Source organism: Pseudomonas sp. BN505 (genome assembly GCF_029873175.1).
GTDB classification, from domain to species: Bacteria; Pseudomonadota; Gammaproteobacteria; order Pseudomonadales; family Pseudomonadaceae; genus Aquipseudomonas; species Aquipseudomonas putida.
In genome coordinates, this window is record NZ_SSOI01000050.1 from 289,929 (window position 1) to 301,929 (window position 12,001).

At 63.8% G+C, this 12,001-nt stretch carries 13 protein-coding genes and 1 pseudogene; 9 read left to right on the forward strand and 5 right to left on the reverse strand.

The genetic code is table 11. The annotated features are described in order from the left end of the window. Window positions 1-135: 135 nt before the first annotated feature. The 3 genes from E8E78_RS17425 to E8E78_RS17435 form a co-directional block, all read right to left on the reverse strand. Window positions 136-1,056, reverse strand: a complete 921-nt coding sequence (locus E8E78_RS17425; protein ID WP_059396273.1) for a LysR family transcriptional regulator — start codon at window positions 1,054-1,056, stop codon at window positions 136-138. Between the two features lie 292 nt (window positions 1,057-1,348). Continuing rightward, window positions 1,349-2,071 (reverse strand): hypothetical protein, encoded by a 723-nt coding sequence (locus E8E78_RS17430; RefSeq protein ID WP_049274698.1) that lies wholly within the window; start codon window positions 2,069-2,071, stop codon window positions 1,349-1,351. Between the two features lie 79 nt (window positions 2,072-2,150). Next, the gene (locus E8E78_RS17435) at window positions 2,151-2,450 is read right to left on the reverse strand and encodes a DUF3077 domain-containing protein (protein WP_049274699.1); all 300 of its coding nucleotides are present in this window, start codon (window positions 2,448-2,450) and stop codon (window positions 2,151-2,153) included. Between the two features lie 198 nt (window positions 2,451-2,648). On the opposite strand from E8E78_RS17435, the gene E8E78_RS17440 reads away from it, so the two are divergent. The 5 genes and pseudogenes from E8E78_RS17440 to E8E78_RS17460 all read left to right on the forward strand — a co-directional run. After that, on the forward strand, window positions 2,649-3,272 hold the full coding sequence (locus E8E78_RS17440; RefSeq protein ID WP_049274700.1) for a glutathione S-transferase: 624 nt from the start codon (window positions 2,649-2,651) through the stop codon (window positions 3,270-3,272). 80 nt (window positions 3,273-3,352) lie between these two features. Further along, on the forward strand, window positions 3,353-3,859 hold the full coding sequence (locus E8E78_RS17445; RefSeq protein ID WP_049274702.1) for a sigma-70 family RNA polymerase sigma factor: 507 nt from the start codon (window positions 3,353-3,355) through the stop codon (window positions 3,857-3,859). Next, on the forward strand, window positions 3,856-4,824 hold the full coding sequence (locus E8E78_RS17450) for a FecR family protein (RefSeq protein ID WP_049274704.1): 969 nt from the start codon (window positions 3,856-3,858) through the stop codon (window positions 4,822-4,824). Before E8E78_RS17445 ends, E8E78_RS17450 begins: the two co-directional genes overlap by 4 nt. A 396-nt stretch (window positions 4,825-5,220) precedes the next feature. Further along, complete coding sequence (locus tag E8E78_RS17455; RefSeq protein ID WP_280337119.1) at window positions 5,221-5,697, forward strand: TonB-dependent receptor plug domain-containing protein; 477 nt, start codon at window positions 5,221-5,223, stop codon at window positions 5,695-5,697. Further along, window positions 5,661-6,557 (forward strand): annotated as a pseudogene (locus E8E78_RS17460) (TonB-dependent receptor); the annotation flags it as partial. The gene E8E78_RS17455 and the pseudogene E8E78_RS17460, both read left to right, overlap by 37 nt. A gap of 169 nt (window positions 6,558-6,726) precedes the next feature. Here E8E78_RS17460 and E8E78_RS17465 read toward each other — a convergent pair. Then, complete coding sequence (locus tag E8E78_RS17465; RefSeq protein WP_049276467.1) at window positions 6,727-7,902, reverse strand: MFS transporter; 1,176 nt, start codon at window positions 7,900-7,902, stop codon at window positions 6,727-6,729. Between the two features lie 94 nt (window positions 7,903-7,996). Between E8E78_RS17465 and E8E78_RS17470 the strand changes: the two genes are divergently transcribed. From E8E78_RS17470 to E8E78_RS17480, 3 genes are all read left to right on the forward strand, one after another. Continuing rightward, entirely contained in the window at window positions 7,997-8,908 is a 912-nt protein-coding gene (locus E8E78_RS17470) for a LysR family transcriptional regulator (protein ID WP_049276468.1), read from the forward strand. 214 nt (window positions 8,909-9,122) lie between these two features. Continuing rightward, the gene (locus tag E8E78_RS17475) at window positions 9,123-9,614 is read left to right on the forward strand and encodes a DUF1543 domain-containing protein (RefSeq protein WP_049276469.1); all 492 of its coding nucleotides are present in this window, start codon (window positions 9,123-9,125) and stop codon (window positions 9,612-9,614) included. Window positions 9,615-9,675: 61 nt separating this feature from the next. Further along, entirely contained in the window at window positions 9,676-10,653 is a 978-nt protein-coding gene (locus tag E8E78_RS17480) for a D-2-hydroxyacid dehydrogenase family protein (protein ID WP_049276470.1), read from the forward strand. A gap of 174 nt (window positions 10,654-10,827) precedes the next feature. Here E8E78_RS17480 and E8E78_RS29110 read toward each other — a convergent pair whose 3' ends face one another. Continuing rightward, window positions 10,828-11,214: a hypothetical protein gene (locus tag E8E78_RS29110; RefSeq protein WP_155403409.1), complete on the reverse strand. Its 387-nt coding sequence runs from the start codon at window positions 11,212-11,214 to the stop codon at window positions 10,828-10,830. A gap of 505 nt (window positions 11,215-11,719) precedes the next feature. Between E8E78_RS29110 and E8E78_RS17490 the strand changes: the two genes are divergently transcribed. After that, entirely contained in the window at window positions 11,720-11,965 is a 246-nt protein-coding gene (locus tag E8E78_RS17490; RefSeq protein ID WP_280311689.1) for a hypothetical protein, read from the forward strand. Window positions 11,966-12,001 lie beyond the last annotated feature (36 nt).

Sequence of the window (12,001 nt, forward strand, 5' to 3'; positions counted from 1 at the left end):
ACTGGCAGGCCGTGCCGGGGGTAATCTAGAGCACAGGCAGGGCCGCCGATAATGAAAAGAGCTGATCCACCAATAACCATCGCTTATCCCCACCAGCCCGCCAGCGATGGGCAGGAGGGCGCGCGCCGTCAAACTTCAATTGGCCGTCAATTCCTCTACCAGCAACCGCGCAGCTGGCGATAGCGGCGCCGCCACACGGTGCACGATGCCGAACGGCTCGCTCAACGCCCGTAGCTGCACCGCCAGCGACACCAGCAACCCGCGCTGCTCGGCAAACGCCGCCACGGCACTGGGAATGACCGCCACCAGCGTCGGGTCATCCTCCAGCAGCATGAACGTCGCGAAGGTGGAGAAGGTTTCCAGCGGGTAGCGGGGCACCTCCACCCCTGCCTCGCTCAACTCGCGCTCCAGCGCCTGGCGCATGGGCATGTTCGCCGGGTAGACCACCCAGCGGTAATGGCTCAAGTCGCTGATCGCCAGTGCCGCTGCCCCGGCAAGCGGATGCTGCGGGTGCGCGACCACCACCAACGGCTCCTGGGCCAGTTCGACAAAGGTATAGTCCGCCGCGTTGCGGCCCAGCCCCGGCCGGCAGATGGCCAGGTCCAGGCGCCCCTCGTCCAGCTGGGCGAGCAGGTTGGCGCTGGTATTCTCGGCAATTTCCACCGCCAGCTGCGGCTGCTTGCGGCGCAAGCGCCCCAGGGCGCTGACCAGTGTCGGCATGGCCCCCATGATGCTGCCCACCGCCAGCCGCCCACCCTGGCCCTGGACGATGCCTAGCACCTCTTCGCGCAAGTGCCCCAGGTCGCTGTGGATCAGCCGCGCATAGCGCACCACGCAACGGCCCACGTCATTGGCTACCAGGCCGCTGGGCAGGCGCTGGAACAATGGTACCCCCAGCACCTCCTCCACCTCACGCAACGCCTTGGTGGCCCCGGGCTGGGAAATGGCCATGGCTTCGGCCGCCTTGTGCAGCGAACCACAGCGATCCAGCTCGATCAGCAGGCGCAACTGACGCAGGCGCAGGCGAGAAAAAATGGAATCCAGGGAAGGGATCATCAGGCAGGCTCGAGATGGCTCTTGTAATGCCGAGCACTATAGAGGGTCGTCAACGGGGGTGTGTTGAGTTTCAAGCAAATGACCCTTGATCACAGAACACGCATGCCACACCGTTATGCTGCGCTGTCGCCCGTGGAACAAGGCTTTGGCAAGCGCAGCTTTATCCTGTGGGAGCGGGCGCGCCCGCAAAGAGTGCGACGCGCTGCATGGCACCGGCTGCGCCGGTGTTCGCGGGCTTGCCCGCTCCCACAGGTGCCCCGCCCAATCAGATATTTATGTTCGAGTGAGGCGTTTACCGCGGTCTACGCCGTGCCAGGCAGGCATAACCCAGGCCCAGCACGCTGACCGCCAGTACGCCCAGTAACACCATCAACTCGCGGCTGTAGCGGGCCACCATGGCCGGAAAACCGATGACCTCGTGGTACACCTGCACATTGGCCACTCCGTCTGCGTGGCTGATGCTGACCCCGCCCTGGCGGATCTGCAGATAGTCTGCATCGAAATAGACCCAGACCTTGCACGTGCCACCCGGCTCGATGGCCGGGATGTCCACCTGCGCGGTTGCGGTCTCCAGCAGGGTGTCGTTGCCGGCAGCATCACGCACCTGCACCAGGCCCTTGGCTGGCAGACGGATCTTTACCTCCCGTACCGGCGCGTCACCACTGTTGCGCAGTTCGATAAGCAAGCCGGTACGGTGATCGACCAGCCCGGCCTCGAAGGGCTTGGCGAACAACTGCGCATAGGGTGCCTGGGCCATTTCAATCAGGCGCTCGACCTGATCGTGGCTCAGACCGCCCTGGCCGATACTGTTGATACGCCCCTGCAACTGCTCATACTTGAGTTGCTCGCTGGCTTTGCTTATGCGCTCGCTGAACTGGGTGGGATAGGTGAGGTAGGCATAGGTGAGTGACGCCTCCAGGCGCGGGCTGCTCCTGAGCAACACGTAGGCGGTCAAAAGCACCATCAGGCCTAAAAGCACGGCTACGAGGAGTTTCCCCACCTTGTCCCAGCTCAATGCAAACTTCCTTCTGTGGTGATACAGACGATTCAAACCGCCCAAGGGTGCCAAGTTAAGGGCCCCCAGGCAAGCTTGACTAGGGTTCGCGCTCACCTTCACGCGCCTGACGCACCTGCAGCAGCTGGCCATCGATCAGTGCCTTGGCCATGCCGGCCAGATAGAACGTGGCCTGCATCATCACCTTGCGGTCGGCTGGCCTGTCGATGGCCTTGCGGGTAATTTCAGTGATGCAGCCCATGATGCCCGAGGCCTCCGTCAGTGCGGTCCTCATTGGCAGCTGCGGTTTCATCTGCACCAGTTCGGCATCGGCGTTGCCAAACCGGCTCGCTGCACGCACGACATTGAGCTTGCTGCTTTTCGGGGTGTCGTTGTCCATGTCCATTCCTCGGGGTTACGAGCATCCCCAGCCTAGGACGCCACCTCCCCCATCACAATGACCAGCAGGATGGAAAGAACCACTTTCGGAAATGGACTACACGAACCCCATGAAATGGGCGCTCTGCCACCGATCAGCCCCTTGACCGGCACCTGCCAGTGTCGGACGATCAACCTCCCCCACACCAGGACGAACACCATGCTACGGATACTGGGCAGAGCTTCTTCCATCAATGTGCGAAAAGTCCTGTGGGCCTGCTGCGAGTTCGAGGTCGCATTCGAGCGCGAAGACTGGGGCTCTGGCTTCCAGGCCACTGACAGCGCGGAGTTCCTGGCATTGAACCCCAACGCCATGATCCCGGTGATCCAGGATGGCGACTTCACCTTGTGGGAGTCCAACAGCATCATCCGCTACCTGGCCAACCGCTACGGTGCCACCGCGTTCTACCCCGACGATGCCCAGGCGCGGGCCAGGATCGACCAGTGGATCGACTGGCAGGCCTCGGACCTGAACCGCTCGTGGAGCTACGCATTCATGTCACTGGTCAGGCACTCCCCCTCCCACCAGGACCCGCAAGCACTGGCCGCCGGTTGCGCCGAATGGTCGCACTACATGCATATCCTCGACCGCCAACTGGCCAGCACCGGTGCCTACGTAGCCGGCAGCCAGTTCACCCTGGCCGATATCCCTATCGGCCTCTCGGTCAACCGCTGGTTCGAAACGCCGTTCGAGCACCCGCACCTGCCAGCGGTTCGCGATTATTACGAACGCCTGAGCGAACGCCCGGCCTATCACCTGCACGGCCGTAACGGTACGCCGTAACGTACAACACTGGTTTCAGTGCCGGGCATCGGGTAATAATGCGAGTCATTACCATTAGTGCACGAACACGGAAGAGTGGCATGCCCGGCAGCAGACACCCCATCGAGCATCTCTACGTCGAGCACCACGGCTGGTTGCAAGGCTGGCTGCGCCATCGGCTGAACAGTGCAGCGGATGCTGCCGACCTTGCCCACGACACCTTTGTCCGGGTACTGCAAAGGCGCCAGGCAAAGGCGCTGTTGGAGCCACGTGCCTATTTGCGCACGATTGCCCGCGGGCTGGTCATCGACCTGTGGCGCCATCGCGACATCGAGCGGGCCTGGCTGGACACGCTGGCGCAGCTGCCCGAGGCTCAAGTGCCATCACCGGAGATCAGTGCCCTGGCCCTCGAGGCACTGGTGGCCATCGACCGGCTGCTTGACGCGCTGCCCGCACGCACGCGCACCATCTTCCTGCTGGCACAACTGGATGGCATGCCCTGCCCGCGCATTGCCGAACAGCTGGGGGTGTCGCTGTCCACCGTCGAACGCGACCTCAGCAAAGCCTTGCGCCATTGCTATCAGCTTGTCTTCGAGAGCACGCCATGAGCACCAGCACACTGCCGGCGCTACCCGGCGCAACAGTAGACCAGGCCATCGAATGGTCGATCCGTCTCACGTACAACCGGCCCGACCCTGCTACCCGGGCGGCCTTCCAGGCCTGGCTGGCGGATGACGAAACCCACCGCCTGGCCTGGGCGCGCATGCAGAGCCTGAGCGGGCACTTTGCCGGTGTGCCGAGCGGGCTGGCGCGCCAGGCGCTGGAAAAACTGCCTGAAGCCCGCCTGCAGCGGCGCCAGGTGCTGAAACTGCTGGCGCTGTTCGCGGCAGTCGGCACCACCGCCTGGGGGACCCGCGAAACCGCACCTTGGCAGCGGCTGATGGCCGACTACAGCACCCGTGTCGGCGAACATCAGCGCTGGACCCTGGCCGATGGCAGCCAGTTGGAGCTAAATACCGACAGCGCCGTACGTGTGTATTTCGATGCCCGGCACCGGCGTATCGAACTGCTGCGCGGCGAGCTTTACCTGGTCAGTGGTGGCGACAACGCCAGCCTGCAACAGCGCCCATTGCAGGTCACCACCACCTTTGCCACGTTCACCGCCCACGGCAGCCGCTGCAACATACGTCAGTACGCCGACGCCTGCCGCCTGGGTGTTGCCGAAGGCACCGTGAACATACAGCCACGCTCGGGTACCGGTGCCGTTGCCCAACCCGGAGAAACCTGGCGGGTAACCCGCGACAACGTGCTGCGCCTGCCCGGCAACGCCGAAGACGCCGCTGCCTGGCGCGACGGCCTGCTGACCGCGAGGGCGATGCCGCTGGCCGAACTGCTCGACGAGCTCGGCCGTTATCGCAACGGCTACCTTGGCTGTGACCCACAGGTTGCGAAACGCACTATCAGCGGTAATTTCAACCTCAACGACACCGACGCCACCCTGGCGTTCATCGCCCAGGCCCACGGCTTGCGCGTACAGGCAATGACGCGTTACTGGGTGCGCCTTAGCGCCTGAAACAACCTGGCAAAAAAAGTGCTCGCCGGGTGAAGGGGTTTGCAATCTCGCCCGGCATACACAGCAGAACACTCAAATTGCCAACGAGAACCCCACGTGACCCGACCCGCCCCCTTGCGCCTCGCCATCCGCCAAGCCCTGTTCTGCACCAGCCTGGGCCTGGCTACGCTGCCCTTGGCCCATGCCACCGACAGCGCCAGCACCGCCACCCGCTATGAGCTCGTCATCCCGGCCGGTTCGCTGGATGCAGCCTTGATTGCCCTCAGCCGCAGCACCGGCCTGAACATTGCCTTTACCCCGGGTGACCTGGCCGGCAAATACAGCGCCGGGCTGCGCGGCAGTTTTAGCAGCCAACAAGCCCTGCAGCAGTTACTGGTCGGCAGCGGCCTGCAAGCCATGCCGCAGCACAGCGGCTACCGCCTGATCCCGGCCAGCGAACCGCTGCCATTGGGTGCTGTGGCACTGGACCCGACCAACGTGACCGGCACTGCCAACCTCGGCGAGCAGACCGAGAACACCGGTTCCTACACCACAGGCACCATCAGCACAGGCGGCAAGACGCCACGCAGCCTGCGCGAAACCCCGCAGTCCGTGAGTGTCATGACCCGCCAGCGCATGGATGACCAGCACCTCACCAGCCTGACCCAGGTGCTGGACCAGACCACCGGCATCACCGTGGTCGGCGGCAACGACAGCGACCTGTCGCAAGTAAGCGACATCAACGTGCCCTTCGACATCACCACAGGTGACGCCGGCGCCATGCCCAAGCCGCGCCCCCCCCCCCCAGCTACTACTACAACCCCGACTGGAACCAGCGCAAATCCGGTGCATATGCCACCTTCAAGGCGCAGCTTGCCGAGCCACTGCACCTGACCTTGGGCGCACGCTACTCCGACTACCGTGACAACACCCGCACCGTGGTCCCGGTTTTCAACAATGCCGACACCCGGCTCAAGGAAAGCAACCGCGGCGTCATCACCCCGTTTGGCGCGCTGGTGCTCGACCTGAACCGGCAGTGGTCGCTGTACACCAGCTATGCCGAGATCTTCCAGCCGCAAACCGCCTTCAAGTCCCCCAGCAGCCAGCCACTGGACCCGATCGAGGGCGAAACTTACGAGTTCGGTACCAAAGGCGGGTTGCTCGATGGGCGCCTCAACCTGTCCAGCGCGCTTTACTACACCAAGCGTCTGAACGAAGCGGTGAGCACTGGCCAAGGTTTCTACAGCGCCTCTGGCGAGGTGATCAGCAAGGGTATCGACAGCGAGATTTCCGGTGAGCTGGCCCCCGGTTGGCAAGCCATGGCCGGCTACACCTTCAACATCAACAGGCAACGTGTTGCCGGCAATGCCGCCAACAACGGCACGCCGATGAGCACGCAAACACCCAAGCACCTGTTCAGGTTCTTTACCACCTACCAACTGCCCGGCGAGTTCGAGCGCTGGAAGGTCGGCCTGGGGGCCACCATCCAGAGCGACAGCTACAAGAGTGGCTTCATCCAGCGCCGCCTGCCCGACGGTGGGCTCAGCCAACAAGACCCGTATGCGTTTCGCCAGGCCGGTTATGCGGTGTGGAACGGCTTGGTCGAGTACCGCATCGAGGAACACTGGACGGCCACGCTCAATGGCAACAACCTGTTCGACAAGACGTACTACCAGACCGTGGATGCCAGCGACACCGGCAACTGGTACGGCGCGCCACGCAACTACATGCTGACCTTGCGCGGCAAGTTCTGAGGTGTGTTGAGGGGTCCCACCTGCAAGATCCTGGGGCTGCTTTGCAGCCCTATTGCTACACAAGGCCGCTCCCACAAAGATCGCGCAGCACCTGAGGCGTGCGCTGTACCTGTAGGAGCGGCCTTGTGCCGCGATAGGGGCGCACAGCGCCCCCGGCGATCTCAGCTAATTACACCGCAACCTGCCGCCCCGCTGCCACCACCCGCCCACGCCAGGCAAACAGCAACACCATCACCAACCCCAGCGCCGCCATCGCCGCGCCCGCCAGGGAAATCGCCGGGTAGCCCAAACCTGCGTTGATCACTGCGCCACCCAGCGCCGCGCCAATCGCATTGCCCAGGTTGAATGCACCAATATTCACCGCCGATGCCAGGTTGGGCGCATCCTTGGCTGCCTCCATCACCCGCATCTGCAGTGGCGGCACCAGTGCAAAGCTGGCCGCGCCCCACACCAGGATCGCCAAGGCCGTCGGCAGCGGCCAGTCCAGCACCAGCGGGAACACCAGCAGCACGCCAATCAACAACGCCAACGACACGATCAGCGTGCGGTCGATCGAGCGGTCTGCCGCCTTGCCGCCCCACACGTTGCCCAAGGTCAGGCCCACACCGAACAACACCAGCATGGCTGTCACGAAGGTGGTGGACGCCGCCGCCTCGCTCTGCAGGATCGGCGCAATGTAGGTGAACACCGTGAACATCGCACTGGAACCCACCACCGTCAGCAGCAACGCCGCCAGTACGGGGCCGCGGCCCAGCACCCGGATTTCGGCCATGGCCCCGTCACCTTTGGGCGACGGCACATTGGGCAGCGCGTACCAGAGCGTGGTCATCGCCACCAGGCCAAGCCCGGCAATACCCCAGAATGCCGTGCGCCAACCCAGCATTTCACCAAACCAGGTCGCCAGCGGCACGCCGCCGATGGTGGCCAGGGTCAAGCCCATGAACATTGCCGCCACCGCCCCGGCGCGCTTCTCGGGCGGTACCACGCTGGCCGCGACAATCGAGCCGATGCCAAAGAAGGCACCGTGGTTGAGCGAGGTGACCACACGGGCCACCAGCAGGCTGGTGTAATCGCTGGCCAGGGCCGACATCAGGTTACCCAGTGTGAAAATGGCCATCAGCCCGATCAGCAAATAACGCCGCGGGATCTTCACCGTGGCCAGGGTCATCAGCGGTGCGCCGATCAGCACGCCAATGGCATAGGCACTGACCAGCAGCCCGGCAGCGGGGATGGAGACGCCAAGGTCAGTGGCGATACTGGGCAACATGCCCATGGGGGCGAACTCGGTGACACCGATGCCAAAGGCACCGATGGCAAGTGCGACGAGAGGTGGATTGATACGCATGGCAAGCTCCTTATCTATGCCGCAAATGCTACGATCCATTTTAAAAGTGCACTAGACTGCTTTTTTGCCAACCACCTTTGCGCACGAGGCACAAATGGACTTCAGTGGAAGATCCGGCGAGATGGAGATATTTGCCAGGGTGGCGCAAGAAGGCAGCCTGTCGGCCGCCGCGCGGGCACTGAACCTGACGCCTTCTGCGGTCAGCCGCATCATCGCCCGCACCGAACAGCGCCTGGGCACCCGCCTGCTGCTGCGCACCACCCGCGCGATCACCCTCACCCCCGAGGGTGAGGCGTACCTGCGCGGTGCACGGCGGGTGCTGGCCGACATGCTCGAAGTGGAAGAAGCCATCACCGACCAGGGCGTGCCGCGCGGGCGCTTGCGGGTAAGCGCTGCGCTGGGCCATGCCCGGCTGACCGTGGTACCGCTGCTGGCGGCCTTCAGCGCACGTTACCCGCAAGTGCTGGTTGACCTTACCCTCAGTGACGAAGTGGCCGACATTCTCGGCGGCCAGGCCGACGTGGCATTGCGTTTCGGGCACCTGCCGGACAGTTCATTGAGCGCCCGCGCCATTGGTGAAACCGGCCAGGTGGTGGTTGCCTCGCCCGAGTACCTGCAACGCTGCGGCACCCCGCTTGAGCCTGAAGACCTGGCCCGGCATAACTGCCTGCGCTTCAACTTCCGCCGTGCCGCGCCCGACTGGCCGTTTCGCCGCGACGGGCAGGTATTCTCGTTGAAGGTGACGGGCAATATCGAATGCAGCAGCGGCGAAGCCTTGGCGCAACTGGCCAGGATCGGTGCCGGCGTGGCACGCATCGGTACCTTCACGGTGGTCGACGACTTGGCCAGCGGGCGGCTGGTGCCGTTGCTGGAGGCGTACAACCCTGACGACCGCGAGCCGATCCATGCGGTGTTCGTCGGTGGCCAGGCGATGCCGGCGCGGGTGCGGGTGTTTGTGGATTTTCTGGTAGAGCACCTGTCTGGCGGCCTGCGCAATCCCTTGTAATCGGTGGACTCGTCCCCGGCGAGGCGTCACAGTGCCACGGTGGCATTCGAGGAAGCCAACGGCAGCGCGGGCGAGACGGGCGAAGCCCTTGCCATCCACCGCACGGACTGCTTCGCGGGCATGCCCGCGCCAACAATGCTCAGGCATCGCTTCATCGAACTGGCTGTGGCTGGGTACAATGCACTTTCACTCAATGCCACGCAAAGGACCGCCCATGCTTTACGTCGTCATGCTCGGAGGCCGCCACCCCGGCGCCAAGATCGAAGTCCACGACGTGGTATTCGCCCAGGCCGACACCTTCGAACAGGCTTACCCGCAGCTGCGCCAGGCCTGGTTCGGTAGCGCGAAAGGCTTGCACATCGATTCGTGGCTGGAAGTGCACGGCGTGGACGGCCAACGGATCGAACTGCGCCCGGACGCCCCCGCCCGCGGCGCACTGCACCTGTACTTCATCAACCTCGGCGGTTACGAGCGCGATGTGTTCGGCGAGGCGCACCGCTACCTGCTGGTTGCCGCCCGCAACAAGACCGAAGCCAAGGCCCTGGGCAAGCAGCGCATGCAGGCACACTGGCTGAAGCCGCACACCGACGCCTTGCTCGATGTCGACGACTGCCTGGCAATCGACCAGGTGGGCGGGCAGTTCGTGCACCTGGTCGAAGGGGCGCATGAGCCGGTGGTGGTGCGCAGCGACTACATCCTGATCTGACGTTGATGCGCGCAGTTGGGTTATCTTCGACGCTTCACTGTACCGCCAGGGCCAGACCACCATGCGCATTGTCATTCCCGACGACTACCAGGATGTGATCCGCACGCTCGATTGCTTCGGCAAGCTGAGCGGGCACGCTGTCAGCGTGCTCCATGAGCGCCAGCCGGCCACGCTGGAGCAACTTGCAGCACGCTTTGCCGATGCCGACGCACTGGTACTCACCCGCGAACGTACCCGCATCGACGCCGCCCTGCTCGACCGCCTGCCCAACCTCAAGCTGATCAGCCAGACCGGCAAGGTGTCCAGCCACCTGGACCTGGCTGCCTGCACCGCACGCGGCATTGCGGTGACCGAGGGGCGCGGCTCGCCGGTGGCGCCTGCGGAGCTTGCCTGGGCGCTGATCCTCAATGCCCGCCGGCAACTGGTGCCGGCCATCAATGCTTTCCGCCAAGGCCAATGGCAGGTCAATCTGGGCCAGGCGCTGGCCGGCCAGCTGCTGGGTATTTGGGGCTACGGCAAGATCGGCCAGCGTCTGGCGCGTTATGCCCAGGCGTTCGACATGCCTGTGCTGGTGTGGGGCAGCGACAGCAGCCGCGCCGCAGCCCAAGCCGATGGCCATCGCGCTGCTGCCTCGCGTCAGGCATTCTTTGCCGAAGCGGATATTGTCAGCCTGAACCTGCGCCTGTCCGACCAGACAAGCCACGGGGTGACCTTCGACGACCTGTCCAACATGAAGCCCGACGCCTTGCTGGTGAACGTCAGCCGCGCAGAACTGATTGCCCCGGGGGCATTGCTACAGGCACTGGATGCTGGGCGGCCGGGTTTCGCGGCGGTGGATGTGTACGAGGAGGAGCCGCTGCTCGACCCGGCCCATCCGCTGCTGCGCCACCCACGCGTACTCAGTACGCCGCACCTGGGGTACGTGGAGAAGAACGGCTACGAGCTGTACTTTGGCGATGCCTTCGACAATGTGCTGGCGTTTTTCGAAGGAAAGCCAAAGAACGTTGCCAACCCTGAGGCCCTGGCAGCTCGACGCTGAGCCCTGCGGGAGCCACTGTCGTGTTAAAAATGTCAGAGTCTGCGCGATCACTGTGGGAGCGGGCGTGCCCGCGAACACCGGCGAAGCCGGTGCCATCCACTGTGCAGGATTCTTCGCGGGTGAACCCGCTTCCACAACGACCGCGCAGGCCTCAGGTTTGCCGTTAAGTTGCGCTCAACCGAACAGGTTCAGCCCCAGCGCAAACACAGCCACCGCCAACGCCACCAGCGGCACTGCATTGCGCTCCAGATACACCGCCCAGCCCGTCCCGCACACCTGCTGCAATTGCAGCTCGCATTCACGCTGGCGCTCCACCAGGCTGGCCAAATGCGTCTCGACGCTATCAACGCGCTGAGCCTGGGTGCTGGTTGCCAGCGCAAGCCTCTTCAAAGCCGTCGTCACCGTGGTAGACAGCGCGTCCCGTGCCAGGTTGCTGGCGGCCAGCTGCTCCTGGTACTGCTCAAGGCTCTTGCGGATTGCCCCTTCCTTTTGCACGCGGGCCAAGGTACTTGCCACCAGCTTGCGGCTCTGCACCTCGGCACTGGCCTGCAGCGCGGCCATTTCGATTTCATGCTGGCCTTGCACACTTGCCAGGCGCTCCACCGCTTGCCTGCACAAGGCATGACCATCGGCCAGCGCCAGCAGTTCGTCGAGCTGTTGCCTGAGTTCGCGCAACACCCTCAGTGGCCCCTGCAGGTCGCCATCCGGGGTCGCGACGTCTGCGTTCAAACGTTCTATTTCGCCCGCCAACGCATCGTTGAGGCCACGCAGTACCTTGTTATCGGAAGTAGCGTCCAGACTGCCAAGGGCGGTCTCGATCACCCTGTCCACAATCGGCTTCGCGACCGGGGTCAGAGTGCCGTGTTCGTATAGCTGGTTCATCAATTCCTATCCGGATACAGCGGTAAGGGGCGGAAAGCTATCAAATTGGCATCACTGGATCCACTGATGAACGAGAGATTTGAGTGGTTGATCAGTAACGGGGAGGTCTGCAATGCGACATGTAGCCTTTATGGACATATCGTTTCGCTTACCGGCAAACTGCCACTATCCAAGGAAGCGTCACATGGAAGCTATCGAAATCTCTCTGCTGGGCGTCTGCGGTATCACCCTGCTGCTGGTGGGTCTGCAAAACGCTCGCCAAGGCCAGATGTGGGACCTGCTGCAAGGCGACCGCGAGCTGGAGCGCTCCGCTCGCATCCATAAACAGGAAAACCGCGAACTGCAGTCCGCGCTGCGTGCAGAGCGCGAGCATGTGAGCCAGTTGCAGCGCCAGGTTCAGGTGCTGCTCGGACTGGTGCCGGAGGCCTGAGGGCTTTCGTCACCGCGCAGGCGTACACTTGCCATC